The sequence below is a fragment of the Pseudoxanthomonas sp. YR558 genome (genome assembly GCF_900116385.1).
Classification (GTDB): domain Bacteria; phylum Pseudomonadota; class Gammaproteobacteria; order Xanthomonadales; family Xanthomonadaceae; genus Pseudoxanthomonas_A.
In genome coordinates this window covers 1718838-1745452 of sequence record NZ_FPCI01000001.1, presented here as the reverse complement: position 1 = coordinate 1745452, position 26615 = coordinate 1718838, and the positions used below count along the sequence as shown (strand labels likewise).

Here is a 26615-nt window from a genome sequence, read left to right as displayed (position 1 = left end):
CGACATCAACTCACGGGAGCCACTCGCCATGTCCATCGCGTCATTCACCTCGTCCCGCCCAGGTGCTTCCGATCGCCCCGATGCCGCGCTGGACCGCGTGCTGCGTCGGGTGGTGCTGACAGGCCTGGCGCTGGTGCTCCTGGTGCCGCTGGCGCGCGCCAGCACCGACACGCTGGGGTGGCTACCGCTATGGCTGGTGGGCATGCCGGCCGCGGCATGGTGGGCGCTGCACCGGTTCCGCCTGCCCGCGGCAGCGCGCCGGTTTCGTTATGCCGCCCGCCGCCGCACCCCGCAGGCCCGCCGCCTGCGCGCTCGCCACCCGGCCCTGGTCAAGGCGGCCTGACCTTCGGCATGGGGTGGCCTCCGGGCCTTGTGCTAGCGTGAGAGGTTCATGAATTGCACCTCCGGAGCCACTCCCGATGCCCAGACTCACCCACGCCTGCCTGGCCGCCGGCCTTGCCGTTGCGGGCGCCATGACCGCCCCCGTCCACGCCAAGGAGGCTGACGTGTCCAACGACCCGTATGCCTGGCTGGAGGACGTCGAGGGACAGAAACAGCTCGACTGGGTGAAGGGCGTCAACGCCAAGGCCGAGGCCGAGATCGCCTCGACCCCGGCCTTCAAGCAGCTGGAAGCGGACATCCGCGCCATCCTCGATTCCGACGCCAAGATCCCCGGCGTGCAGAAGATCGGCGATTTCTACTACAACTTCTGGAAGGACAAGCAGCACGAGCGCGGCGTCTGGCGCCGGACCACGCTGGCCGAGTACCGCAAGGCCCAGCCGCAGTGGGAGACCGTGCTCGACCTCGATGCGCTGAACAAGGCCGAGGGCAAGAACTGGGTCTGGCACGGCGCCGACTGCCGCAAGCCCGACTACACCCGCTGCCTGGTCGCGCTGTCGCGCGGCGGCGCCGACGCCGACGAGACCCGCGAATTCGACCTGGCCAACAAGGTGTTCCTGAAGGACGGCTTCTACCGTCCCGAAGCCAAGGGCGCGCTGGGCTGGAAGGATGCCGACACCGTCTACGTCTACAGCGACTTCGGCGCCGGCAGCCTGACCAGCTCGGGCTACCCGCGCATCGTCAAGGAATGGAAGCGCGGCACGCCGCTGATATCGGCCTCGGTGGTCTACGAAGGCACGGCGGAAGACATGTACATCGCCGCATTCCACGACGACACGCCCGGCTTCCAGCGCGATTTCGTCAGCCGCACGATCGCCTTCTACAACGATGAGCTGTACCTGCGCGGTGCCGACGGCAAGCTGGCCAAGATCGATGTCCAGAATTCGGCCAACAAGGGCGTGCACAAGGAATGGCTGACGCTCGAACTGCGCGAAGCGTGGACCGTCGGCGGCAAGACCTACGCTGCGGGCAGCCTGCTGGCGACGAAATTCGACGACTTCATGGCCGGCAAGCGCGACTTCGACGTGCTGTTCACCCCGACCGACAAGACCTCGCTGGCCGGCTTCACCTGGACGAAGAACCACCTCGTCCTCAACGTGCTGGAAGACGTGAAGAACCGCCTGAGCGTGCTCACGCCGTCGGCCTCGGGCTGGAAGACCAGCGCCTTCGTCGGCGCGCCGTCCTTCGGCACCATCGGCGTCAGCGACGTGGACAGCGACGACAGCGATGCGGTGTGGCTGACCGTCACCGACTACCTGACCCCGACCACGCTGTCGCTCGCCGAGATCGGCAAGCAGCCGGAACAGCTGAAGTCGATGCCGGCGTTCTTCGATGCCTCGGGCAAGACGATCGAACAGCACTTCGCCACGTCCAAGGACGGCACCAAGGTGCCGTACTTCCTGGTCCGCCCGGAAGGCCTGAAGTACGACGGCAGCACCCCGACCCTGCTGTACGGCTACGGCGGCTTCGAGATCTCGCTGACCCCCGGCTACTCCGGCGGCGTGGGTAAGGGCTGGCTGGAGAAGGGCGGCGTGTACGCAGTCGCCAATATCCGTGGCGGCGGCGAGTACGGTCCGCGCTGGCATCAGGCGGCGCTGAAGGCCAATCGCCACAAGGCGTACGAGGACTTCGCTGCGGTCGCGCAGGACCTGGTCGCCCGCAAGATCACCTCGCCGAAGCGCCTGGGCATCCAGGGCGGCAGCAACGGCGGCCTGCTCACCGGCAATATGCTGACCCAGTACCCGGAGCTGTTCGGTGCGGTGGTCGTACAGGTCCCGCTGCTGGACATGAAGCGCTACAGCCACCTGCTGGCGGGCGCCTCGTGGATGGCCGAGTACGGCAACCCCGACACCGCCGACTGGGAATTCATCAAGACTTTCTCGCCGTACCACCTGTTCGACGCGAAGAAGGACTACCCGCCCTCGCTGTTCATGACCTCCACCCGCGATGACCGCGTCCACCCGGGCCACGCCCGCAAGATGGCCGCCAAGATGCTGGAAGCGGGCAAGGACGTGCGCTACTACGAGAACATCGAAGGTGGCCACGGCGGCGCGGCGAACAACGCGCAGGCGGCGCACATGAGCGCGCTGGCCTACACCTTCCTCTGGCAACAGTTGGCCAAGTAAGTCCCCGGCGCCCCTCCCTCGCGGAGGGGCGCTGCCATTGCATCCCGCATTCCCGGACCCCATCCATGAAGACGACCTCCTTCCTGCTTGCCGCAACCGTCCTGATGAGCACCCCGATCACCTCCGCCCTCGCCGCCACCGCTACCGCGCCCGATGTGGCCAAGAAGCCGCACGTCGTGAAGGCCCCGCACGGCGCCGAGCGCAACGACGAGTACTACTGGCTGCGCGACGACAAGCGCGAGAACAAGGAGATGCTGGCGTACCTCAACGCCGAGAACGCCTACACCGACTCGGTGATGGCGCCGTTGAAGCCGCTGGAGGACAAGCTGTACAACGAGGTCGTCGCCCGCATCAAGCAGGACGACGCCAGCGTGCCGTACCGCGAACGCGGCTGGTGGTACTACGCGCGCTTCGTGACCGGCAAGGATTACCCCGTGCATGCGCGCCGCAAGGACGGCCCGGGCGTCGATGCGGTGTCGATCCAGGCGGCGAACGCAGCCGGCGATTTCACAGGTGAGCAGGTGCTGTTGGACGTCAATGCGCTGGGCGCCGGCAAGGACTACTACAACGTCGGCGACTACGAAGTCAGCCAGGACAACACACTGCTGGCCTACGCCGACGACACCAACGGCCGCCGCCAGTACACCATCCGCTTCAAGAACCTGCAGACCGGCGAGATCCTGCCCGACACGGTCACCAACGCCGAGCCGAACCTGGTCTGGTCCGATGACGGCCGCACCCTGTTCTACGTGGACAAGGATCCGGAGACCTTGCTCAGCAAGCGGGTGAAGTCGCACGCGCTGGGCACGCCGGCCGGCCAGGACAAGCTGGTCTACGAAGAGGAAGACGACAGCTTCTACATGGGCATCGGCCGCAGCCGCGACGACAAGTTCATCTGCATCAGCGTCGAGAGCACCGTGTCGTCCGAGATGCGCTGCACGCCGGCCGCGAGTCCGGGCGTGTTCACCGTGCTGGCCCCGCGCGAGCGCGATGTGGAGTACCAGGCCGACCACCTCGGCGATCGCTGGGTGATCCGCACGAATGCCGATGGCGCGACCAACTTCAAGATCGTGACGGCGCCGACCGATTCGACCTCGCGCAAGGACTGGAAGGACTGGATCGCGCACCGCGCCGACGTGTTCGTCGAGGGCTTCGAACTGTTCGACGGCTTCAGCGTGGTGGCCGAACGCGCCAACGCACTGGAAAGCCTGCGCGTGATCAAGGCCGATGGCAGCAGCGACTACGTCAAGGCCGACGAAGCGGCTTACTCGATGGGCCTGTCCGCCAATCCGGAAACCGGTACCGACTGGCTGCGCTACAGCTACACGTCGATGACCACGCCGGCCACGACCTACGAGATCAATACCAAGACCGGCGAGCGCCGGCAGTTGAAGCAGCAGCCCGTGCCGGGCTACGACGCCTCGAAGTACGTGACCGAGCGCGTGTGGGCGCCGGCCCGCGATGGCAAGACGAAGATCCCGGTGACCCTGGTGTACCGCAAGGACGTCGCCCGCGACGGCAAGGCGCCGATGCTGCAGTACGCCTACGGCAGCTACGGCAGCTCGATGGATCCGAACTTCAGCATCACCAACGTCAGCCTGCTGGATCGCGGCGTGGTGTATGCGCTGGCTCACATCCGCGGCGGCCAGGAAATGGGCCGCGCGTGGTACGACGACGGCAAGCTCTACAACAAGGTCAACACCTTCACCGATTTCATCGACGTCACCGACTACCTGGTGAAGGAAGGCTACGCGGCGAAGGATCGCGTGGCCGCGATGGGCGGCAGCGCCGGCGGCCTGCTGATGGGTGCGGTGTCGAACATGGCCCCCGAGAAGTACAAGGTCATCCTGACCCTGGTGCCGTTCGTCGACGTCGTCACCACGATGCTGGACCCCACCATTCCGCTGACCACCAATGAGTACGACGAGTGGGGCAATCCGGAAGAGAAGGGCTACTACGACTACATCTTGACCTACTCACCCTACGACAACCTGCAGGCCAAGGCCTACCCGTCGATGTTCGTCGGCACCGGCCTGTGGGATTCGCAGGTGCAGTACTGGGAGCCGGCCAAGTACGTCGCCCGCCTGCGCGACCTCAACACCGGCAAGGGCCCGGTGGTGTTCCGCACCAACATGGAAGCGGGCCACGGCGGCAAGTCGGGTCGCTTCCGCCAGTACCGCGAGCGCGCCGAAATGTTCGCCTTCATGCTGGACCAGCTGGGCGTCGCGTCGAAGTAAGCAGCGATGCGAGGCACGAAGAAAGCCGGGGCGACCCGGCTTTTTTCTTTTCAGGGCCAGCCGATGAGCGGCGCTCCAGCGTCGCGGCCTTCCCGCCGATAACAGGGGGAGAGCAGCAGCGGAACGGAGAGGTGGGCCATGGCGAGGTGGGGCGCGGTCGTCCGCTGCGCGCACGTCGTGTTCGCGCCATCAGCGGCGGATTTGGGGTACAAGGGCGCGGTGCCCGATACGTCTTCCCCCAAACCCCGCGATCTGCCCGACCCCAGGCCCGCCCGGTTCCGCTGGGCGTGGTGGCTGCTGGCGTACGCAAGCCTGGGCATGGGCATCCTCGGCGTGTTCGTGCCGGGGTTGCCGACGACGGTCTTCATCCTAATCGCGGCCTATGCGGCCTCGCGCGGTTCGGACCGGCTGCATCGTTACCTGGTCACGCACCCGCGCTTCGGCCCGATGATCCACGACTGGCACTTGCATCGCGCGGTGTCGCGGCGCGCCAAGTGGGCGGCCACGTGGACGATGCTCGCCAGCGCCGTGATCCTGCTCGCGCTGATGCAGTGGGTCGGTTCGCACCACTGGTGGATGGTGGCTTTGCCGATCGTTTGCATGGCCGTGGTCGGCCTGTGGCTGTGGCGGCGGCCGGAGCCACCAGGCTGACCCTCGGCCGCCGCGTTCATCGGCCTGTGGCTATACTCGCGGCATGAATCGGAACGCCCGTCTTCTCGCCGCTGCCGCCCTGATGGCGGTCCTGTCCGCCTGCGGAGCCAAGGGCCCGCTGTTCCTCCCGGAAAAGCCCGCGGAAGACGCGCCGGTGACGCCGGCGACGACCCCCGAGACGACGCCCGCGCCCGCCGTGCCCGCCGAACCGCCGATCGATCCCGCCACGGTGCCGGCCACCGACGGGAATGGCTGAGCCGGCCCGCACGCGGGAGACGTCCATGCGCTTCACCAAGATGCACGGCGCCGGCAACGACTTCGTCGTGCTGGATCTCCGCGACGGCCTGGCGCCGCCCGACGCATCGCTCGCCGCGCGCCTGGCCGACCGCCATCGCGGTGTGGGCTGCGACCAGATCCTCACGATCGAAGCCCCGCGCTCGGCCGGGGCCGTCGCCGCGTACGGCATCTGGAATGCCGACGGCTCGCCCTCCCAGCAATGCGGCAACGGCGCGCGCTGCGTGGCGGCCTGGTTGGTGCGCGACGGTGTCGCGCGCGGCGACACGTTCGTCGTCGACAGTCCGCTGGCCACGCATGGGGTCGAGCGGCTCGGCGAGGACCGCTACGCCATCGCCATGGGCGTGCCCGAGTTCGTGCCGGACCGCATCCCGCTGCACGGGTTCGGCGAGCCACGCGGCGAGTACGACGCGAGCGTGGACGAGGGCGTGAAGCTGCGCTTCGGTGCGGTATCGATGGGCAATCCGCACGCCGTGATCGAAGTGCGGTCGGTGGACGATACGCCGGTGCACCACTACGGTCCGCTGCTGCAGCGCTCGGCGCACTTCCCGGAATCGGTCAACGTCGGCTTCGCCGAAGTGGTCGCGCGCGACCGCGTGCGCCTGCGCGTCTACGAGCGCGGCGTCGGCGAAACGCTCGCCTGCGGCAGTGGCGCTTGCGCGGCGGCGGCCGTGCTGATCCGCCGTGGCCGGGTGGACCGCGACGTGGCCATTGCATTGCCGGGCGGCGAACTCCGCATCCGCTGGCCGTCGGACGACGCGCCGGTCATCATGTCCGGGCCGGCGGCATTCGTATTCGAAGGGGAATGGAAAGCATGAGCGAGACACTCGAAAAGCTGGGCGCCCACGAAGTCGCGGCCTGGTTGCGGCGGCACCCGACGTTCCTGAAGCAGTTCCCCGACCTGGCGCTGAGCCTGGTGGTACCGCGCGACGATGGCCCTACCGCGTCGCTCGCCAGCTACCAGCTTGAGGTGTTGCGCGACAAGAATCGCGAACTGTCCAAGCGCCTCAACGACCTGTTCGGCAACGCGCAGGAGAACGAGCGCCTGGCCGTGCGTACGCACCAGTTGGCGCTCACGCTGATGAAGCAGGGCAGCGCCGCCGACACCGTGCGGGCGATGGCCGCCTCGTTGGCCGAGGATTTCAACGGCGACCGCGTCAGCATCGTCCTGCTCGAGCCCGTCGCGGGACTGGAAGAGAGCGAATGGCTGCAGGTCGTGCCGGCCGATAATCCGCACATGGCACCGTTCCGCGACTGCCTCCGCGATGGCGAGCCGATCTGCGGGCGCCTGCAGCCGGAGAAGCATGTGCTGCTGTACGGCTCGCGTGCGGAAGAAGTCGCCTCGTCGGCGTTGCTGCCGTTGCCCGGCATCGGCCTGGTGGCCGTCGGCAGCCGCGACAGCAACCGTTTCTATCCCGGCATGGGCACACTGTTCCTGCGCATGATGGGCGAGACGCTGGCGACGGCGCTGAAGCGGTTCGCCTGACCCGGGCGCATCGCGCGGACCTGCGCGCATGACCGTCGCCGACTTCCTCGCCTATCTCGAAGTCGAGCGTCGCGTTTCCGCGCACACGCTGGATGCCTACCGCCGCGATCTCGCCGCGCTGACGGAGTGGGCGCAGGCACAAGAGATCGCCGACGTCGCCGATATCCAGGCGGAACAGCTGCGCAGCTTCGTCGCCGCCGAGCATCGCCGCGGCTTGTCGCCCAAGAGCCTGCAGCGGCGGCTTTCGGCGTGCCGCAGCTTCTATCAATGGCTGTTGAAGCATGGCCGCATCGCGGCCAGTCCGGCCGCGGCGCTGCGCGCTCCCAAGGCGCCGCGCAAGCTGCCGCAAGTGTTGGATGCGGACGAAGCGGTACGCTTGGTGGAAGTGCCCACCGATGCGCCGCTGGGTCTGCGCGATCGCGCCTTGCTGGAGCTGTTCTATTCTTCCGGCCTGCGCTTGAGCGAACTGTGTCTGCTGCGCTGGCGCGACCTGGACATGGCCGGTGGCATGGTCAACGTGCTGGGCAAGGGCAACAAGGAACGACGCGTGCCGGTGGGGTCGCACGCGCGCCGCGCGCTGGACGAGTGGCGTCAGGAACGTCCTGCTGGTAACGAAGCGTTCGTGTTTCCCGGTCGTGGCGACGGACCGCTCTCGCAACGCGCCGTGCAGATCCGCATCAAGCAACTGGCACAGCGTCAGGGCCTGTTCAAGCATGTGCACCCGCACATGCTGCGGCACAGTTTCGCCAGCCACATCCTCGAATCCTCCGGCGATCTGCGTGGCGTGCAGGAGCTGCTGGGCCACGCCGACATCGCGACCACGCAGATCTACACGCACCTGGACTTCCAGCATCTGGCCAAGGTCTACGACGCCGCGCATCCTCGGGCCAAGCGGAAGAAGTAGCCGCGTGGAGGGGCCTTCTCCCAAAGGTCATGCTTGAACCGGGGAGCGGCGTCCCCACCTCTGTGGGAACACCCCGGAGGCCTCCATGGACCCCAGCCAGAACCCGAACGTCTTCCACGCCACCACCATCCTGTCCGTGCGCCGCAACGGCCATGTCGCCGTCGCGGGCGATGGCCAGGTGACGCTGGGCCACACCGTTATGAAAGGCAATGCGCGCAAGGTGCGCCGGCTCGGTCGCGACGGACAGGTGCTGGCCGGTTTCGCCGGTGCCGCGGCGGATGCGTTCACGCTGTTCGAACTGTTCGAAGCCAAGCTGGAGAAGCACGGCCAGCTGACGCGCGCTGCCGTGGAATTGGCGAAGGATTGGCGCACCGAGCGCCGCCTGGGCAAGCTCGAAGCGCTGCTCGCCGTCGCCGACAAGGAAACCTCGCTGATCATCAGCGGCACCGGCGATGTCATCGAGCCGGAGGACGGCATCATCGCCATCGGCTCGGGCGGCTCCTACGCGTTGTCCGCCGCGCGCGCGCTGCTCGCCCACACCCAACTCGATGCGAAGTCCATCGCTGTCGAGTCGCTGAACATCGCCGGCGACATCTGCATCTACACCAACCGCAACGTGGTGGTCGAAGAGCTCTGAGCTCCGACGCCCGCTCGCATTCCAACGAATCCATCCCCATGACAGAAAACACTTCATCCACGATGACCCCGCGCGAGATCGTGCAGGAACTCGACCGCCATATCGTCGGCCAGCACGCGGCCAAGCGTGCGGTGGCCATCGCGCTGCGCAACCGTTGGCGCCGCATGCAGTTGCATGAAGGCCTGCGCAACGAAGTCATGCCGAAAAACATCCTGCTGATCGGCCCCACAGGCGTCGGCAAGACCGAAATCGCGCGGCGCCTGGCGACGCTGGCCAATGCGCCGTTCGTGAAAGTGGAAGCCACGCGCTTCACCGAAGTCGGTTACGTGGGCAAGGACGTCGAGCAAATCGTCCGCGACCTGGCCGATACCGCGGTGAAGATGTACCGCGAGCAGGCCAAGGCGCGCATGCGCACCCAGGCCGAGGAGCGTGCGGAAGACCGCATCCTCGACGCGCTGCTGCCGCGCCGCGAGGGCGCCGGCGGCGGGTTCGGCTTCGGCGCGAACACCGCCACCACGACCGTTGACATCGGCGCGGAGCCGTCGTCGAAGGAATCTGAGACCCGGCAGAAGCTGCGCCGCCAGCTGCGCAATGGCGACCTGGACGAGCGCGAGATCGAACTCGAGCTCTCCGCCAACGTCGGTGTCGACATCATGACTCCGCCGGGCATGGAGGAGATGGGCCAGCAGCTGCGCCAGATGTTCTCCAACCTGGGCGGTAGCAAGACCCACAAACGCACGGTTACGATCAAGGCAGCGCGTCCGCAGCTGGTCGAAGAGGAAGCCGGCAAGCTGGTCAACGAGGACGACATCCGTGCGGCCGCGATCGAGGCTTGCGAGCAGCACGGCATCGTCTTCATCGACGAGATCGACAAGGTCGCCAAGCGCAGCGGCAACGTCGGCGGCGCCGATGTCAGCCGCGAGGGCGTGCAGCGCGACCTGTTGCCGCTGGTGGAAGGCAGCAACGTATCGACCAAGTACGGCACGGTGAAGACGGACCACATCCTGTTCATCGCTTCCGGCGCATTCCACCTGGCCAAGCCCAGCGACCTGATCCCGGAGCTTCAAGGGCGTTTCCCGATCCGCGTCGAGCTGTCGGCGTTGAGCAAGGACGATTTCATCCGCATCCTCACCGAGCCGAAGGCGGCGCTCAGCAAGCAATACGTGGAGCTGATGAAGACCGAAGGCGTCGCGTTGCGTTTCAGCGATGATGCGATCGACCGTCTCGCCGAGATCGCCGCGTTGGTCAACGAGCGCCAGGAGAACATCGGCGCGCGCCGCCTGCATACGGTGCTGGAGCGCCTGCTGGACACGCTGAGCTACGAAGCGCCCGACCGCGATGGCCAGAGCGTGGTCATCGACCGCGCTTACGTCGATGCGCACTTGGGCGAGCTGGTGCAGGACCCCGACCTCAGCCGCTACATCCTCTGAGTCCCGAACCCGCCGCGAGGCGGGTTCTTCGTTTCCGGGGTGCATGGGGGCGTCGGTTACAATCGATGCATCCCCGCACTCCTTCTCCTTTCCCATGAGTACGCTGCCTCCCTGCCCCCAATGCGCTTCCGCCTACACGTACGAGGACGGCGTGCAGCTGGTGTGCCCGGAGTGCGGCCACGAATGGTCTGCCGATGCCGCCGCCGGCGATGAAGTGCGCGTCATCAAGGACGCGAACGGCAACCTGTTGCAGGACGGCGACACCGTCACCGTCATCAAAGACCTGAAGGTGAAAGGTTCGTCGCTGGTGGTGAAGGTCGGCACCAAGGTCAAGAACATCCGCCTGGTCGACGGCGACCACGATATCGACTGCAAGATCGATGGCATCGGCGCGATGAAGCTCAAGTCGGAGTTCGTGCGCAAGGCCTGACCCGCGCGTTTCCCATCACCCTCGACGGACACGGAACGACCGCATGCACATCCCTTCGCAGGCATCTCCGGACGGCAAGGCGCGAACGGTGTTGGTGGTGGCGGGTGCGGGGTTCATCGGTGGTTACCTGGTGGCGGCGCTGCGCCGCCATGGCTGGCGCGTCCTGCGTGCCGTGCGGCCGAAGGGAACTCGGCTCGCGGATGACGAGCGCGCGTGCGATCTGCAGGCGATGCGGCGGCCAGAGGACTGGGTGCCACTGCTGGACGGCGTGGATGCGGTGGTCAACGCCGCAGGCATCCTCCGCGAGGGAGCGGGACAGACGTTCGAGATCGTGCATGTGGTCGCACCGCTGGCGCTTGCGGAGGCCTGCGTAGCGCGCGGCATCAGGCGCTTCGTGCAGATATCCGCCCTGGGCCTGCCCGAGGATGGGCCGTTCGTCGCCTCCAAACATCGCTTCGACGAACAACTCGGCGGGCTCGCGCTGTCGTCCGTCGTATTGCGTCCGTCGGTGGTCTATTCGGTAAGCGGCTCCTACGGCGGCACCTCGCTGTTGCGTGCATTGGCGGGCTTTCCCGGCGCGCAATGGTTGCCGGGCGACGGTCGATGGCAGGTGCAGCCCGTTGCAGTGGAGGATCTGGGTGAATTGGTCGCGCGCGCGGCCGACGACACGGTCAGTGGGATTTACGAAGTGGGCGGCCCCGCGCCGATGTCGTTGCGCGACTACCAGCGTCAATGGCGACGTTGGCTGCGCATTCCCGGCGAGCGCGTGGTGGCCGTGCCCGAGGCCTGCGTGTCGCTCGCGGTAGCGGCGATGGAGGCGGTGGGCCGCGGACCGGTGGGACGGACGATGTGGCGCATGCTGCGAAGGGGCAATACCACCACGCCGGATGCGACAGAGCGGCTGACGGCCGCTTTCGGCCTGCGGCCTCGCGCGCTCGCCGAAGCGCTGGGCCAGGTGCCCAGCCAGGTGCAGGACCGTTGGCATGCGCAGCTCTACTTCCTCGCGCCCGCCTTGCGTTGGGCCGTGGTGGGCTTGTGGCTGCTGTCGGCGCTGGCGGGCTTCATCACGCCGGCGGCGGACATCCTGCGCCTCTCGGCGGATACGTCGGTGGCGGCCTGGGAGCCGGTGATGCTGGCGCGCGCAGGCGGTGCGGCCGATCTCGTCCTCGGCCTCTGGTTGGCGAGCGGTTGGCGGTCGCGCACCGCCATCGGCGCGATGCTGCTCTTGTTGCTCACCTACACACTGGTGCTTGGGGGCCTGGTGCCTGCCTCGTGGTGGGACCCGCTGGGTGGCATGGCGAAGAATCTGGTGCTGATGCCGGCGTTGGCGATGCTGTGGGTCCTGACGGAGCGGCGCTGAGATGACCTGCCTGTGGGTGAAGTGGATCCATATCCTCGCCTCGACGCTGCTGTTCGGCACCGGGCTGGGCATTGCGTTCTTCATGTGGCTCGCGCACCTGCGTGGCGATGCGCGCGTGATCGCCGCGACGGCACGGACGGTGGTGATCGCCGACGCCTGCTTCACCGCGCCGGCGGTGGTCGTACAACTGGTCACGGGCGTCTGGCTGACGCATCTGCTCGGCCTGCCGCTGGACGTCTTGTGGGTTAAGGCGGCGCTGATGCTGTTCTTCGTGATCGGCGCGTGCTGGTTGCCCGTACTGTGGCTGCAGGTTCGCGCGCGCAACCTCGCGCAACGCGCCGTTGGGGACGGCACGCCGCTGCCGCCTGCGTATCACCGTGCCATGCGGTGGTGGTTCTGGCTGGGTTGGCCGGCCTTTCTCAGCGTCATCGCCATCTTCTGGCTGATGGTGATGAAACCCACCTGATCCGGCGCCCGGCGAGCTCAGTCCTCGCCGATGTCCTCGTTCCACACCTCGGGATTGGCGCGAATGTAGTCGCCGAGCATCGTGATGCATTCCTCGCTCTGCAGGTCGATGACGTTGACGCCCGACTCGCGCAGCCATTCGATGCCGCCCTGGAACGTGACCGATTCGCCCACCACCACCGTGCCGATGTTGAACTGGCGTACGAGCCCGCTGCAGTACCAGCACGGCGCCAGTGTGGTGACCATGATGGTGTCGCGGTAGCGGCGCTGGCGACCGGCTTTGCGGAAGGCATCGGTTTCGCCGTGCACGGAGGGGTCGCCTTCCTGCACGCGACGGTTGTGGCCGCAGCCGAGCAAGCGCCCGTCATCGTGGTAGAGCGCCGCGCCGATCGGGATGCCGCCTTCGGCCAGGCCTTGGCGGGCTTCGGCGATGGCGGTTTCGAGCAGGGCGCGGTAGTCGATCATGGGGTTCTCGGGCGGGGGAGCGTGACGCGGCTCTAGGAATCCAGCTTCACATATCGCCTACTGTGACGCTACTCGCAGCACGGAAAGGGACCCTCTGGCATCCAGGGGCCGTGGACTGCGTCGCCACGCCAGGGAGCCAGGGGACCATGGACATGAAGACAAGCGCCACGACAGGTCGCGCATGGGCGATCGTCGCCACGCTCGTGCTCGCCACCGCAGGCGTCGCCAACGCGCGTGCCCAGACCATCGAGCAGGGGCTGCTGCAACTGGAGTGGGGCGATCCGGCCCCGGCGCCGCCAGGACAGGCGCGGGCGAAATCCCGTTTCAACGCGCATCTGGTGAAAGACGACGGCAGCCGCATCGCGCTCGATCCCGTGCAGGCGCGCCGCGCCGCGGGCGATCTGTACGTACTCGCCAACCGGCGCGTGGCGGTCGCATTCGGAGCCCCCGGCAAAGCGATGTCGGCCGCGCCTTCGATCGAAGCCATCGTACCGGCGGACCGCACCGCCCAGTCCGCACAGGCCAGCGCGGTCACCGCGCGCGTGGCCGCCGCCGCGCCGATCAATGGCGTCACCCGCTGGGTCACGGTGATGTGCAAGTTCAGCGACATCGCGACGGAACAGAAAGCCTTGCCGTTCTTCCAGTCGCAATACGGCGAGGGCGTCGGCCAGCTTGGCCACTACTGGCGCGAAGTGTCCTACAACAAGATCAACCTCACCGGCAGCAGCGCCTACGGATGGTTCGCCCTACCGCAACCGCGCAGCTATTACGTCACCCAGGAGAACGGCAAGGACAAGGCGGATCTGAAGAAGCTGTTCGCCGACTGCGGCGCGGCGGCCGATGCGGCGGTCGACTTCGGCAGCGTGCAGGGCGTGAACATGATGTTCAATGGGGACCTCGACGGGTACGCCTGGGGCGGCGGCAGTTGCGCGCCGCTGGAAGGTCGCGCGAGCTTGTGCACGCGCGTGACCTGGAATCCGCCGTGGTCCTTCAGCAATCTCGCACCGCTCGCCCACGAGATGGGGCATGGCTACGGCCTGCCGCATTCGGACAACTCCGACGGCGACGACGACACCTACGACAACCCTTGGGACGTCATGAGCGATGGTTGGAGCAACGTGGTGCGCGATGCTACCTACGGTGCGCGGCCCAAGCACATCAATATCTTCCAGCGCCATCGCCTGAGCTGGGTGGACGCTGCGCGGCAGCAGGTCCTCACGCTTGGCGACATCGCAACACGCCAGATCGCGCTCGACTACGCGCATTTGGCTGGATCCGGCAACGTGCAGATGCTCGTACTGTCGCTGTCGCCACAGGCCGATCCCTATGCCACGGTGGTGTACACACTCGAGGCACGCAAGCGCGAGGGCGCCTACGAGGGGTCGCTGGCGGGCGATGCGGTCATCATCCACAAGATCCAGGCGTCGGGTACGGCATACAGCGTGGACGCGGACGTGCCGCCGGCGAACACGTCCAACAACGAAGGGTCGATGTTCAAGGTCGGCGAACGCTGGCTGACGCCGGAAGGGACGCACGCGGTTACCGTCACCGCGCAGACCGCCACGGGGTTCCTGCTGACCGTCGGCCCGCCTCGGGTGATGAGCGCGCCGTTGCCGCCCCGCTTGCAAGCCAGTGGTGTGTCGGCATCCTCCGCCGCTTCGTCGACGGGAGCGCAGGTCGCTCCCGAGGGCGAACGTGCATCGTCCACGGAGCGTTGCAGCCGAATGGGGAGTGCGCGCGCGGCGGCATGCACCACGCGTGAGCGCTGACGTGTAGGGAAATTCCCGACATCACGACCGCGATTCGCCATCGCAATTGCGGACGCGCATCGCAGTTCGGAACATCCGCGGACAGAAACTCTCAAGCCGCCCGCGTAGCGGCCGACACCGCAGCATGGCGCCGCCATTCCGGCGCGCCAGCCGTGAGTGGAGTCGCGCGTGGTCCATCAACGATCCGCCGATACGCGACGGTCGAGCGCGCATGCGTGGGCTGTCGGATTCGTGTTGGCACTGGCGTGCATGTTCGTGGTTCCGCCGTCGTACGCGGACACCGTCGTGCAAGGCATCCTGCAGTTGCAGTGGGCGGATCCCCCGCGCGCGCTGCCCGGCCGCGCGCAGGCAGCGCCGCACTTGGATGTCTGGCTCGAGACCGCGCCAGGACAGCGTGTCGCGCTGGATGCCGCGCAGGCGCGTCGTGCGGCAGGTGATCTGTATGCGCTGGCCAATCGCCATGTCGCCGTTTCATACGAATCTCCGTTGTCCAAAGCAGCGCGTGCAGCGTCTTCGTCGCCGTCGATCGGCGCGATAGTGCCCACCGGTCGCGTGGCCGCGCGCGCGACAGCGTTGGGCGCGGAGGGTCGCGTGATGGCCTCGGCCCCGGTACTGGGCAGTACCCGCTGGGTAACGTTGATGTGCAAGTTCGCCGACATCGCCGCCGAGCAGAAGCCGCGCGAGTTCTTCCAGTCCCAGTACGGCGATGCGCCGGGCCAACTCGGCCATTACTGGTCGGAAGTGTCGTACGGACAGATCGACCTGGCCGGCAGTTCCGCGCACGGCTGGTACACGCTGCCGCAACCGCGCGAGGCCTACCTGGCGCTGGTCAACGGCAAGCAGAAGGCACAACTGTCGCAGCTCTTCGCCGACTGTGCCGCAGCGGCGGACGTCGACGTCGATTTCCGCGGCGCGCAGGGCGTGAACCTGATGTTCAACGGCGAACTGGATGGCAACGCTTGGGGCGGCGGTGCCTGCGCAACGCTCGACGGGGCCTACACCTGCACACGCGTGACGTGGAGCCCACCCTGGTCGTTCGCCAACCTCGCGCCGCTCGCCCATGAGATGGGCCATGGCTACGGCCTGCCGCACTCCAACAACTCGGACGGCGACGCCGATACCTACGACAATCCGTGGGATCTGATGAGCGATGCCTGGCGCAACGCCACCAGCGACGCCACGTTCGGCACGCTGCCCAAGCACGTCAACATGTACCAGCGTGAACGACTGGGCTGGTTGCCCGCCACGCGCAAGCGCGTCATCGCGTCCGACAACGGTGAGACGCAGGAGTTCGTGCTGGATGCCGGCAGTCTGCAAGGTTCGACCAACACGCAGTTGGTCGTCCTGGCGACGCCGGCGCAACCGGATCCGTACAAGACGGTGATCTACACGCTGGAGGCGCGTCGCCGCACGGGCACGTACGAGTCGAGGCTGGCGGGTGACGCGGTGATCATCCACAAGCTGGAGGATTACGGCATCGCCTACAGCATCGATACCGACACCCCCGCAGCCGACGTATCCAACAACGAAGGCTCCATGTTGCAGGTCGGCGAGCGCTGGAACACCCCGGACGAGCGGCATTGGATCGAGGTCGTGGCAGCCACGGCGGACGGTTTCCGGATTCGCGTCGGCCCGCGCCCAAGGTCGATGAGCTCGCCGGCCCCGGCGCTGGTGAAGCCCGCCACGCAGACCGCTTCGTCGCAGCCGCCCGTGAACACGGGAACGCCGTCGCCGCCTGTCGCAACGGCGCGCGCCGCGACGGCCCGCGGGCGCTGCGATGCGTTGCCTGCGCTGCTGCGGCACCCGATGCTCTGCGCATTGCTGGAGCGTTGAGTGGGCGGGGCCACGCGGCCCGGCCGTAGTGCGATAATCGGGGCATGAGCGAATCCCCCTACGAGCGCGGCACCACCCATTTCGGCTTCCGTGACGTCGCCGCCCGAGACAAGCAGAAGCTGGTCGGCGAGGTGTTCACGTCGGTCGCCGGCAAGTACGACCTGATGAACGACCTGATGAGCCTCGGCATCCATCGGGTCTGGAAGCGCTATTTCGTCGGCACTTGCCAGGTCAAGCGCGGCGACCGCGTGCTCGACCTTGCTGGCGGCACCGGCGACATCGCCGCCTTGCTGAAGGATCGCGTGGGCGATGTCGGGCAGATCGTGCTGGGCGACATCAATGCCGGCATGCTCTCGGTGGGCCGTGACCGCATGACCGATCGCGGCTTGGTGCAGGGCCTGGAGTACGTGCAGTGCAACGCCGAGGCGCTGCCGTTCCCGGACGCCAGCTTCGATCTGGTCACCATCGCGTTCGGCCTGCGCAACGTCACCGACAAGGACGCCGCGCTGCGCGAGATGCACCGCGTGCTCAAGGTGGGCGGCCAGGCGCGCGTGCTGGAGTTCTCGGAAGTGACCGTGGACTGGTTCAAGCCGGTGTACGACTTCCATTCGTTCAAGGTGCTGCCGAAGCTGGGGCAGCTGTTCGCGCAGGATGCCGGCAGCTATCAGTACCTGGCCGAGAGCATCCGCCAGCACCCGCCCCAGGCGGCGTTGCAGGGAATGATGGACGGCGCCGGCTTCGCCCGGACCAGCTTCCGCAACCTGTCTGCCGGCATCGTCGCCATCCACACCGGTTACAAGGTCTGACGGGTACCGGTCAGGGGTCGTAGGGGCTGGCCGCCGCATGGCGCGGTAAACTGGGGGCTTCCCCCGATCGCTGGAAGTCCCCTGATGCGTTCACTGGCTTTGCTGTTGTCCTGCGCCGCCGTGCTGGCGGCCGGGTGCTCCAAGGAACCCGAGTCCACCCCCGTGGCCACGCCCAAGAAACCCGCCGTCGCCCAGGTCGCCGACCACGACGAGCACTCCTACGCTGAGCCCCAGAAGGTCGCCATCGCCGACCTGGCACTGGACATTGCGGTCGATTTCGACGCCAAGACCATCGGCGGCACCGCCACCTATACGCTGGACTGGAAGGACAAGACCGCCACCCAGCTGGTGCTGGACACGCGCGACCTGACCATCGCGAAGGTCGAGGGCGAAGCAAACAATGCCTGGGCCCCGCTGCAGTACGCGCTGGCCGCCAAGGACCCGGTGCTGGGCAGCAAGCTGACCATCGAGACCCCCGCGCGCAACGCCAAGGTCAAGGTCACCTATACGAGCTCCCCGGAGGCCTCGGGCCTGCAGTGGCTCACGCCGGAGATGACCGAAGGCAAGCAGCTGCCCTTCATGTTCAGCCAGTCGCAGCAGATCCATGCGCGCAGCTGGGTGCCCCTGCAGGACACGCCGCAGGTTCGCTACACCTATAGCGCGCACGTGACCTCGCGCCCGGACGTGATGGTGCTGATGAGCGCCGACAACGATCCGGCTGCCGCGCGCGATGGCGACTACACCTTCAAGATGCCGCAGAAGATCCCGTCGTATCTGATGGCGATCGCCGCCGGCGACCTGGTCTTCAAGCCGATCTCCGCGCGCAGCGGCGTCTGGGCCGAACCGGCGATGGTCGACAAGGCCACGAAGGAGTTCGAAGACACCGAGAAGATGATCGCCACCACCGAGCGGCTGTACGGTCCCTATCGCTGGGACCGCTACGACATGCTGGTGCTGCCGCCGTCGTTCCCGTACGGCGGCATGGAGAACCCGCGTCTGAGCTTCATCACGCCTACCGTGATCGTCGGCGACAAGACGCTGGTCTCGTTGATTGCGCATGAGCTGGCGCACAGCTGGTCGGGCAACCTGGTGACGTTCTCCAGCGCCAAGCATGGCTGGCTCAACGAAGGCTTCACCAGCTACGTCGAGAACCGCATCGTCGAATCCCTGTACGGCAAAGAACAGTCGAGCATGGAGTACGCGATCGCGCGCAATGGCCTGAGGAAGGAAATCGTCACCATGCCGGAGGCCACCCAGGCGCTGGCGGTGAAGCCCGGCACGAAGCTGGATGCTGACGACGCGTTGAGCGCCGTGTCCTACGACAAGGGCGCGTGGTTCCTGCAGATGCTGGAGGAACGCTTCGGTCGCCAGGAGTTCGACGCCTTCCTGCGCGGCTACTTCGATCACTTCGCCTTCCAGAGCATCACCACGGAGCAGTTCCTGGCGTACGCGAAGAAGAACCTGTTCGACAAGCACCCCAACCTGGTCAGCGACGCCGAGATCCAGGAATGGATCTACGCGCCGGGCATCCCGGCTGGTGCGCCCCAGGTGCAATCCCGCGGTTTCTCCAACACCGACACCGCGCGCATTGCCTGGCAGGGCAGCGGCCAGCTGCCCAACCCGCAGGTCACCAATACCTGGATCACCCAGCAGTGGGTGCATTTCATCGAAGGCATGGGCGACAAGCTGACCGTCGAACAGGTCAAGCAGCTGGATGATGCCTACCACTTCACCGGCACCGCCAACGGTGAGATCGCCATGCGCTGGTACCCGCTGACGATCCGCAGCGGCTACGTGGATGCGCGCCCGGAGATCGCGAAGTTCATCGAGCGCGTCGGTCGCCGCAAGCTGATCATGCCGATCTACGAGGAACTGGTGAAGACGCCCGATGGCCTGGCCTTCGCGCAGGACACCTTCGCGCGCGCCAAGCCGGGCTACCACCCGATCACGACCGGCTCGGTCGAGGCCGTGCTGGCGAAGGCCTCGGCAGGCAAGTAAGGCATGCCGGTCCGTTCGACCCGTGCAAGGACGGTCGCCCTCGTGGCGGCCGTTCTCGTTTGCGGCGTCGCGGTCTGGATATGGCGCGACCCGATGGCGCCGTTGCGCGCCGCGATGGCGTTGCAAGGATGGTGGATCGGCCTGTCGGAGGCGCGCGTGCGCGTGGGCGACCATCGCTGGGCCTACGACACGCGCGAGGCAGCAGAGCCGGGCGCCCCCACCGTCGTGCTGGTGCATGGCTTCACCGGCAGCAAGGAAAACTGGTACCCGCTGGCGGAGCGCCTGGGTGGGCACTACCGCCTGGTGATTCCGGATCTTCCCGGCTGGGGCGAAAGCCAGCGCATCGCAGGGGCCGACTACGGGTTCCTGGCCCAGGCCGATCGATTGGCGCAGTTCCTGAAGGGCATCCGGCGCGACGGCAGCCCCATCGTGCTGGTGGGGCATTCGATGGGCGGCGGCATCGTCGCGCTGGTGGCGGCGGACCATCCCGACCTGGTCGCGCGCGTCGCGCTGATCGATGCCGCCGGCGTGCGCTTCCGCGACAACCGATTCGGCGAAGAGGTGCTGGCCGGCGGCAACCCGTTCGCCGTGAGTGACGAAGCCTCCCTGCAGCGTTACCTGGACACGGTGTTCAACGATCGCGCCTCGCAGCCCCCGCTGCCATGGCCTGTCTCGCGCGCGGTGATCGACTGGCGCATCGCACAGGCACCGTTCGAGCAGCAGGTACTGGATCGCATCGGGCGCAGCAGCGAGCGCTTCCTACCCGGCGAGGCAGCGGCTGCGATCCGGCAGCCGGCGCTGCTGCTCTGGTGCCGGCAGGACAAGGTGATCGACATCAGCGCGATGGCGCTGTATGCCGCGAAGATGCCGCAGGCCATGCAGGTTTCACTCAATGGTTGCGGCCATATGTCCATCATGGAAAGACCCGATGACGTGGCGGCCTCCATCGCCCTGTTGATCCAACGAGGAACGGCAAGATGAACAAGCATGTGTGGAAGGGTCTGCTGCTGGTCGCGTGCACCGTCGCGATGGCGGCTTGCGGCGACCGCGAGGCCGAGCGCGCCGCGGCCGCCGCGGTGCAGGCGGCGGCGCAGGAACAGCAGGCCGACGAAGTGGCGAAGAAGTACGACAGCGCACTGGCTTCGCGCGATTGGGACATGGCGCGCATCCATGGCGTGGCGTTGCTCGACCAGTACCCGGACAGCGCGGCGGCCAAGCGCATCGCGCCCGGCCTGGAGGAGGTCAAGGCCAAGGCCGAGGGGGCACGCGAGCAACGGCGGATGGAATCGCTGTGGGACTACTCGCAGGTGTCCGCGGAGGGTGGCACGCAGCGTTCGGCGGCCCTCCTCAGCAAAGAGCCGGTCGACGTCGATGGCAGCGGCGCCAAGCCGGTGCAGCTGGTGTTCCGCGACCATCCGAAGTGGAAGCGCAGCAGCTACCTGGTGTTGCAGGCCAGCGATTTCGCCAAGGCGTGCTACAGCCGCTGCAGCGTCAGCGTGGTCGCCGACGGCGCAGCGGCGCGAAAGATGTCGGCCAACCGGCCCGATACCGACGAAGCCACGGCGATGTTCATCGACGACAACAAGGCGCTGTGGCGCCTGGCCCGCAAGACGAAAGTGCTGGAGATCGAGTTCCCGGTGAAGGATGGCAGCCTGCGTAAGGCGGTGTTCGAAGTGGGCGGGCTTGATGGCAGCCAGATGCCCGGGTGGGATTAAGCAACGCCGCGCAGCGCCTCACGGCGCGGCGATGACCCTGTTCCGCCCCATCGCCTTTGCGCGATAGAGCGCGTTGTCGGCCTGGTGCAGCAGGTCCTCGAGGCGTTCCAGACGGTTGCCCAACGAGGTCGCGACGCCGACGCTGACGGTCACGTCCAACGCGCGTCCGTCGTCGAGGATCACCGGTTCGCTGGCGATGTGGCGCAGGCGTTCGCCGACGGCGAGCGCGGCATCGGCCTGCACGCCCGGCAGCAGCACCGCGAATTCCTCGCCGCCGAAGCGCCCGAACAGGCCGTCCTCGCGCAGGTGAGTGCGAACGCGCTGCGCGAACGCCGCCAGCACCGCATCGCCGGCGGCATGGCCGTGGCGGTCGTTGACGGACTTGAAGTGATCCAGGTCCAGCATCATCGCGGCAACGGGCACCCCGTCCTCGCGGGACTGGTCGAGCTGCCGCCGGCCCCGACGGAGGAAGGCGCTGCGGTTGAGCACGCCCGTCAGTGCGTCGTGGTCCGCGGCATGGTTCAACGTGGCGAGCAGATGGTTGCGGGCGGCGTTGACGCTGGCGACCGTCAACGGAGCCACCGCGAGCAGGGCCATGCCCATCCGCAGGGAAATCACCGGTTGCACGCTGCTTTCCAGGAGTTGCAGATCGATGATGCCGGTGGCGATGGCGATCAACGTCCACATGCACAGCAGCAGGGTGATCAGGGCGGTGGTGAACAGCCGATAGGCCAGCGCACACCACAGCAGCGCCGGGACCGGGAAGGCGATAGCACCGGGGCCGCCGATGGCCACGCCGAGCAGGATCGCCAGCGCCAACGCCACCACCGGTAGCACCAAGGCAGGCCGCTGCCGCACACGGCCCGCTTGCCCGCGCAGCGTTCGCATGAAGCCGGTGGGGGTCGGTGCCAGCAGCACGACGGGCAGGATGGCCACGTAGCTGACCAGCTCGGCGGAGAACCAGAAGCCGCTCGCGGTCAGGAAGCCCATGCGCATCATCGCGTGCGAACTCAGGCTGCCGGCCAGCGCGGCCCCGAGCGCCGCCACGGCCGAGACGGCCAGCACCCACAGCATCGACAGTGGGTGCTGCAAGCGCCGGTCTTCGTGTCGCACATGGCGGAAGAGCAGGTAGCCGGCCAGCACGCCGGCCAGGTTCGCCATCGTCAACCGCAGCGTAGTGGGCAGCGAGGTCCCGGTCAGCAGGTCTACCGCCACGTAGCCCAGGGCAGCAGCGGCCCAGCCAGCGGGCGAAGCCAGCCGGGGTTTGCGGGCGAACAGGCCCAACAGCAGCGCGTTAGTAGGCCAGAACGAGGCCAGCTGGTGTTCCGGGCGGGTCAGGATGCCGAGACCGCTCGCGGCAAAGACCATGCAAGCCACCAACAGGGCCTGCAGGGCCAGCCGGCGAAACGTCGCGAACGGCGATTCGTGGGTCGCGGGGTCCCGTGGAGTGGAATGCCGAACCTGCACGACCATGTTGCCCCTGCCCGATGACCGACTGCGAGGGGACGCGACATGCTCGACGGCCCCGGGGCTACCTTACGCCATGGTTATGGCGGTCGGGAAAGTGCTCGGACGGCTGGTGTTACAGCGCGTAGCCGAACTGCTGCTTGAACTGCTCATTGAACTCGTCGAAGTCGAAGCGCTGGTTCTGCGTGCCCGGGTGTTCGACCTTCAGCGCGCCCATCAGGTTGCCCATGCGGCCGATGGTCAGCCAGTCGTAGCCCTTCTCAATGCCGTAGATCAGGCCGGCGCGGAAGGCGTCGCCGCAGCCGGTGGGGTCGGTCACGCGGCGTTCGTGCGCCGGCGGGATGTCGTAGGTCTTCTCGGGCGTGTGGATCAGCGAGCCGTGCGGGCCGCGCGTGGTGATGTAGGCCTTCACGCGCTTGACGATGTCGGCCTCGCTCCAGCCGGTGCGTTCCTGCAGCAGGTTGGACTCGTAATCATTGACCGTCACGTAGTCGGTCAGCTCGATGAACTGGCGCAGTTCCTCGCCGTTGAACAGCGGCATGGCCTGGCCGGGATCGAAGATGAAGGGGATGCCGGCGTCGGCGAATTCCGCCGCGTTCTGCAGCATGCCCTCGCGCCCGTCGGGGCTGACGATGCCGAAGGTCACGCCGGGCACGTTCTTCACGTGGTTCTCGTAGCTGCGCATCATCGCGCCCGGGTGGAACGCGGTGATCTGATTGTTGTCGTGGTCGGTGGTGATGAAGGCCTGCGGGGTGAACAGCTCATCGATCACCTTCACCTGGGACAGGTTGATGCCTTGCTCGACGAAATGCTCGCGGTAGGGGCCGAAGTCCTGGCCCACCGTGGCCATCGGGATCGGGTCGCCGCCCAGCAGCTTCAGGTTGTAGGCGATGTTGCCGGCGCAGCCGCCGAACTCGCGGCGCATGCGCGGCACCAGGAACGACACGTTCAGGATGTGCACCTTGTCCGGCAGGATGTGGTTCTTGAACTGGTCCGGGAACACCATGATGGTGTCGTAGGCAAGGGAACCACAGATCAATGCGGACATCGGCGAACTCGGCTGGAGAGGGTGCGGCCGTCCCGGGCCGCCCGGAAAAAGCGGGACGTGCGCCCCATTCCCGGCGCGCCGGTGCGAAGGTTACCGGCTGGGACCGGCGGCGACCAGTCTTGGCTGGGGACGTCGCGCGCACCGGCGACGCTGGAGGAGCCGCGGCGCGATGCCGGCGTATCGGGTTTTCCCCGCGGATTCACGAGATTTTTCCTTGCCCGCTCCATGCCGGATTGTTAGGCTAGCCGACTTCGTTTTTGCCCAAAAAATCGCCAGCCTCGCGCGATTTTCCAGCCCCCAGCAGGAACCCGTCCCCCGATGTTCAAGAAGCTCCGCGGCATGTTCTCCAATGACCTGTCCATCGACCTGGGCACGGCCAACACCCTGATCTACGTGCGCGGGCAGGGCATCGTCCTCAACGAACCCTCGGTCGTGGCGGTACGCCAGGACCGCGCCATCGGCGGCTCGCGCTCGGTCGCGGCGGTCGGCGCCGAGGCCAAGCAGATGCTGGGCCGTACCCCGGGCCACATCACCACCATCCGCCCGATGAAGGACGGCGTGATCGCCGACTTCACCTACACCGAGGCGATGCTGAAGTACTTCATCAAGAAGGTGCACAAGTCGCGCTTCCTGCGTCCGAGCCCGCGCGTGCTGGTCTGCGTGCCGGCCGGCTCCACCCAGGTGGAGCGTCGCGCCATCAAGGAATCGGCAGAAGAGGCCGGTGCGCGCGACGTCTACCTGATCGAGGAGCCGATGGCGGCCGCGATCGGCGCCGGCATGCCGGTCACCGAGGCGCGCGGCTCGATGGTGATCGACATCGGCGGCGGCACCACCGAAGTGGCCGTCATCTCGCTGAACGGCATCGTCTACTCGCAGTCGGTCCGCATCGGCGGCGATCGCTTCGACGAGTTCATCACCAACTACGTGCGCCGCAACCACGGCATGCTGATCGGCGAGGCCACGGCCGAGCGCATCAAGCTCGAAATCGGCTGCGCCTACCCGCAGGCCGAAGTGCAGGAGATGGAGATCTCTGGCCGTAACCTCGCCGAGGGCGTGCCGAAGATGATCAAGATCAACTCCAACGAAGTGCTGGAGGCGCTGCATGAGCCGCTGTCCGGCATCGTCAGCGCGGTCAAGCTGGCGCTGGAGCAGACCCCGCCCGAGCTGTGCGCCGACGTAGCCGAGCGCGGCATCGTGCTGACCGGCGGCGGCGCGCTGCTGCGCGACCTGGACCGGCTGATCAGCGAGGAGACCGGCCTGCACGTGCAGGTCGCCGACGATCCGCTGACCTGCGTGGCCCGTGGTGGCGGCCGCGCGCTGGAGCTGGTCGATATGCACGGCAACGAGTTCTTCGCGCCGGAGTGAACGGCACAGCGGTAAGGCCGCCCGCACCGCGGGCGGTACAGGGGAGGGGGACGCGGATGCGCGTCGCAGGCGAAGCGGAACCGGCCGGCCTGCGCCTTCCTTACGATCTGCGCGTTACCCTTGTTCCTTGCGGGCGGCGTTGCCGCCGACCTTCCTCCTGACGGCCCCCCAGTGCCTTCCTACGCCGGTCCTCCCGTCGCATCACGCCCCGGTGAAGTCGCCAGCACGCTGCGGCTGCTCGCGTATCTCGCACTGACGATCGCCCTGGTCGTGCTCGACCATCGTGGCGGCTGGCTGGCGCAGGTACGCGCGCAGGCCAACGTGGTCACCCAGCCGTTGTGGTGGCTGGCCGGCCTGCCGGGCCGCGTCACCACGCGTGTGCAGGACGATGCCGCCACCCGCACCGGCCTGATCGAAGAAAACCGGCGCCTGCGCAACGACATGCTGGTGGCCAATGCACGCCTGGCCCGCCTGCAGACCGCGGCCGCGGACAACGCGCAACTGCGCGCACTGCTCGGCGTGAAGACCTCGCGCGGCCTGGATGTCCAGCTCGCGCCCGTGCTCGACATCGACCTCGCGCCCGGTCGGCAGCGCCTGGTGCTGGATGCGGGCAGCCGCGACGGCGCGACCCTGGGCCAAGCGGTGATCGATGCCGGTGGCCTGATGGGCCAGATCATCGACACCACGCCGGCGCATGCCACGGTGTTGCTGCTGACCGACCCGGATCACGCCGTGCCGGTCGTCGTCGCGCGCAACGGTGTGCGCCTGATCGTCTACGGGCGCGGCCGCAGCGATCTGCTGGAACTGGCCGACGTACCGCTGAACAGCGGCGTGGAGGTTGGGGACGTGCTGGTAACGTCGGGCCTTGGCGGGCGGTTTCCTGCCGGTTTCCCGGTCGGCACCGTCGCCGCGCTGCGGCCGGACGACAGCCATGCCTTCCTCGTGGGCGACGTGACCCCGGCTGCGCGCCTGGACCGCGGTCGCGACGTCCTGCTGCTGAAATCGGCGCCACCTCAGCCGCTTCCGCCGGCTGATCCGACGAGGTTCCTGCCCGAAGCCGCCCCCACGACACAGGGTGCGGGAGCCGAGGTGCCTGCGGCTGCGTCGTCCACGCCCGCACAGCCGCAGGCTCCAGCGCCTGCGAGTGCGCCAGCCGCTTCACCTTCCGTCCCTGCGCAGGGTGCGCAGTCCGGGCCCGGCGGCACGCCACCTGCGGCCACGCCACCGCAGGAGCCGCAGCGATGAGCCGCGCACGTACCGGCTGGCTGATGCCGCTGAGCATCATCGTGGCCTTGTTGTTGGGCCTGTTGCCGCTGCCGGACCTGCTGCAGCCGCTGCGTCCGTACTGGCTCGCGCTGGTGCTCGCTTATTGGGTCATCGAGGCGCCGGACAGCGCGGGCCTGGGCTTCGCCGTCATCATCGGACTCATCGCCGACCTGATGTTCGGCACGCTGCTGGGTGAACAGGCGCTGCGCCTGCTGATCATGGCCTTCATCCTGCAGCGCTTCCGTGCGCGGCTGCGTTTCTTCCCGGTCTCACAGCAGGCGCTGGCCATCGGTGGCCTGCTGCTCAACGACCGCATCGTGACCACGGTAGTGCATCTGGCGCTCGGCGAACCCACCCTGCCATGGACGTACTGGTGGGCACCCGCGGTGGGCATGCTGTTCTGGCCGCCGCTGTTCGTGCTGATGGATGCGCTGCGGCTCGGCCGCCGCAAGCGGGGCTGAGCG

At 67.4% G+C, this 26615-nt stretch carries 24 protein-coding genes and 1 pseudogene; 22 read left to right on the top strand and 3 right to left on the bottom strand.

Annotation, left to right across the window (positions count from 1 at the left end; all coding sequences use genetic code 11):
- Positions 1-28: 28 nt before the first annotated feature.
- The 13 genes from BM365_RS08360 to BM365_RS08300 all read left to right on the top strand — a co-directional run bounded on the left by BM365_RS08360 (position 29) and on the right by BM365_RS08300 (position 12420).
- Complete coding sequence (locus tag BM365_RS08360) at positions 29-343, top strand: hypothetical protein (protein WP_093488238.1); 315 nt, start codon at positions 29-31, stop codon at positions 341-343.
- A 76-nt stretch (positions 344-419) separates the two neighbouring features.
- Positions 420-2525 (top strand): prolyl oligopeptidase family serine peptidase, encoded by a 2106-nt coding sequence (locus tag BM365_RS08355; protein WP_093488236.1) that lies wholly within the window; start codon positions 420-422, stop codon positions 2523-2525.
- Positions 2526-2590: 65 nt separating this feature from the next.
- Positions 2591-4762, top strand: coding sequence for a S9 family peptidase (locus BM365_RS08350; protein WP_233210921.1), 2172 nt, complete (start codon positions 2591-2593; stop codon positions 4760-4762).
- Between the two features lie 318 nt (positions 4763-5080).
- Entirely contained in the window at positions 5081-5413 is a 333-nt protein-coding gene (locus tag BM365_RS18140) for a YbaN family protein (protein ID WP_233210947.1), read from the top strand.
- A 43-nt stretch (positions 5414-5456) separates the two neighbouring features.
- Complete coding sequence (locus BM365_RS08340) at positions 5457-5669, top strand: LPS translocon maturation chaperone LptM (RefSeq protein WP_093488232.1); 213 nt, start codon at positions 5457-5459, stop codon at positions 5667-5669.
- A gap of 25 nt (positions 5670-5694) precedes the next feature.
- On the top strand, positions 5695-6525 hold the full coding sequence (gene dapF, locus BM365_RS08335) for a diaminopimelate epimerase (protein ID WP_175502054.1): 831 nt from the start codon (positions 5695-5697) through the stop codon (positions 6523-6525).
- A complete protein-coding gene (locus BM365_RS08330) occupies positions 6522-7193 on the top strand; it encodes a DUF484 family protein (RefSeq protein WP_056879244.1) in 672 nt (223 codons plus the stop codon). Before dapF ends, BM365_RS08330 begins: the two co-directional genes overlap by 4 nt.
- Positions 7194-7221: 28 nt before the next feature.
- A complete protein-coding gene (xerC, locus tag BM365_RS08325) occupies positions 7222-8097 on the top strand; it encodes a tyrosine recombinase XerC (protein ID WP_093488228.1) in 876 nt (291 codons plus the stop codon).
- A gap of 85 nt (positions 8098-8182) precedes the next feature.
- Positions 8183-8734 (top strand): ATP-dependent protease subunit HslV, encoded by a 552-nt coding sequence (gene hslV / locus BM365_RS08320; protein WP_093488226.1) that lies wholly within the window; start codon positions 8183-8185, stop codon positions 8732-8734.
- A 38-nt stretch (positions 8735-8772) separates the two neighbouring features.
- A complete protein-coding gene (gene hslU / locus BM365_RS08315) occupies positions 8773-10164 on the top strand; it encodes an ATP-dependent protease ATPase subunit HslU (RefSeq protein ID WP_093488224.1) in 1392 nt (463 codons plus the stop codon).
- Between the two features lie 94 nt (positions 10165-10258).
- Positions 10259-10594 carry a zinc ribbon domain-containing protein YjdM gene (locus BM365_RS08310; RefSeq protein WP_093488222.1) on the top strand — a complete coding sequence of 112 codons (336 nt, stop codon included), beginning with the start codon at positions 10259-10261 and terminating at the stop codon, positions 10592-10594.
- Positions 10595-10637: 43 nt separating this feature from the next.
- Complete coding sequence (locus tag BM365_RS08305) at positions 10638-11954, top strand: SDR family oxidoreductase (protein WP_093488220.1); 1317 nt, start codon at positions 10638-10640, stop codon at positions 11952-11954.
- Between the two features lies 1 nt (position 11955).
- Positions 11956-12420 (top strand): DUF2269 family protein, encoded by a 465-nt coding sequence (locus BM365_RS08300; RefSeq protein WP_093488219.1) that lies wholly within the window; start codon positions 11956-11958, stop codon positions 12418-12420.
- Between the two features lie 17 nt (positions 12421-12437).
- Here the strand turns inward: BM365_RS08300 and BM365_RS08295 are convergent, their stop codons facing one another.
- Positions 12438-12884 carry a nucleoside deaminase gene (locus BM365_RS08295; RefSeq protein WP_093488217.1) on the bottom strand — a complete coding sequence of 149 codons (447 nt, stop codon included), beginning with the start codon at positions 12882-12884 and terminating at the stop codon, positions 12438-12440.
- Between the two features lie 146 nt (positions 12885-13030).
- Here BM365_RS08295 and BM365_RS08290 point away from each other — a divergent pair, with 146 nt between their 5' ends.
- From BM365_RS08290 to BM365_RS08265, 6 genes are all read left to right on the top strand, one after another.
- On the top strand, positions 13031-14653 hold the full coding sequence (locus BM365_RS08290) for a metallopeptidase domain-containing protein (protein ID WP_139227360.1): 1623 nt from the start codon (positions 13031-13033) through the stop codon (positions 14651-14653).
- A 234-nt stretch (positions 14654-14887) separates the two neighbouring features.
- Positions 14888-16486 (top strand): metallopeptidase domain-containing protein, encoded by a 1599-nt coding sequence (locus BM365_RS08285; RefSeq protein WP_139227358.1) that lies wholly within the window; start codon positions 14888-14890, stop codon positions 16484-16486.
- 44 nt (positions 16487-16530) lie between these two features.
- Entirely contained in the window at positions 16531-17292 is a 762-nt protein-coding gene (gene ubiE, locus BM365_RS08280) for a bifunctional demethylmenaquinone methyltransferase/2-methoxy-6-polyprenyl-1,4-benzoquinol methylase UbiE (protein WP_093488209.1), read from the top strand.
- Positions 17293-17376: 84 nt separating this feature from the next.
- Complete coding sequence (locus BM365_RS08275; protein WP_093488207.1) at positions 17377-19290, top strand: M1 family metallopeptidase; 1914 nt, start codon at positions 17377-17379, stop codon at positions 19288-19290.
- 3 nt (positions 19291-19293) lie between these two features.
- Positions 19294-20271: an alpha/beta fold hydrolase gene (locus BM365_RS08270; protein WP_093488205.1), complete on the top strand. Its 978-nt coding sequence runs from the start codon at positions 19294-19296 to the stop codon at positions 20269-20271.
- Entirely contained in the window at positions 20268-21005 is a 738-nt protein-coding gene (locus tag BM365_RS08265) for a hypothetical protein (RefSeq protein WP_093488203.1), read from the top strand. Before BM365_RS08270 ends, BM365_RS08265 begins: the two co-directional genes overlap by 4 nt.
- Positions 21006-21023: 18 nt before the next feature.
- Here the strand turns inward: BM365_RS08265 and BM365_RS08260 are convergent, their stop codons facing one another.
- Together BM365_RS08260 and BM365_RS08255 are read right to left on the bottom strand one after the other, a co-directional pair.
- Positions 21024-22373, bottom strand: a complete 1350-nt coding sequence (locus BM365_RS08260) for a GGDEF domain-containing protein (protein WP_158253534.1) — start codon at positions 22371-22373, stop codon at positions 21024-21026.
- Positions 22374-22587: 214 nt separating this feature from the next.
- Positions 22588-23520 (bottom strand): carbohydrate kinase family protein, encoded by a 933-nt coding sequence (locus BM365_RS08255; protein WP_093488199.1) that lies wholly within the window; start codon positions 23518-23520, stop codon positions 22588-22590.
- Positions 23521-23838: 318 nt separating this feature from the next.
- Between BM365_RS08255 and BM365_RS08250 the strand changes: the two genes are divergently transcribed.
- The 3 genes and pseudogenes from BM365_RS08250 (at position 23839) to mreD (ending at position 26612) form a co-directional block, all read left to right on the top strand.
- Positions 23839-24885 carry a rod shape-determining protein gene (locus BM365_RS08250; protein WP_055937350.1) on the top strand — a complete coding sequence of 349 codons (1047 nt, stop codon included), beginning with the start codon at positions 23839-23841 and terminating at the stop codon, positions 24883-24885.
- Positions 24886-25056: 171 nt separating this feature from the next.
- Positions 25057-26052, top strand: a pseudogene (gene mreC, locus BM365_RS08245) (rod shape-determining protein MreC); the annotation flags it as partial.
- Between the two features lie 74 nt (positions 26053-26126).
- Positions 26127-26612: a rod shape-determining protein MreD gene (gene mreD / locus BM365_RS08240; protein WP_093488195.1), complete on the top strand. Its 486-nt coding sequence runs from the start codon at positions 26127-26129 to the stop codon at positions 26610-26612.
- Positions 26613-26615 lie beyond the last annotated feature (3 nt).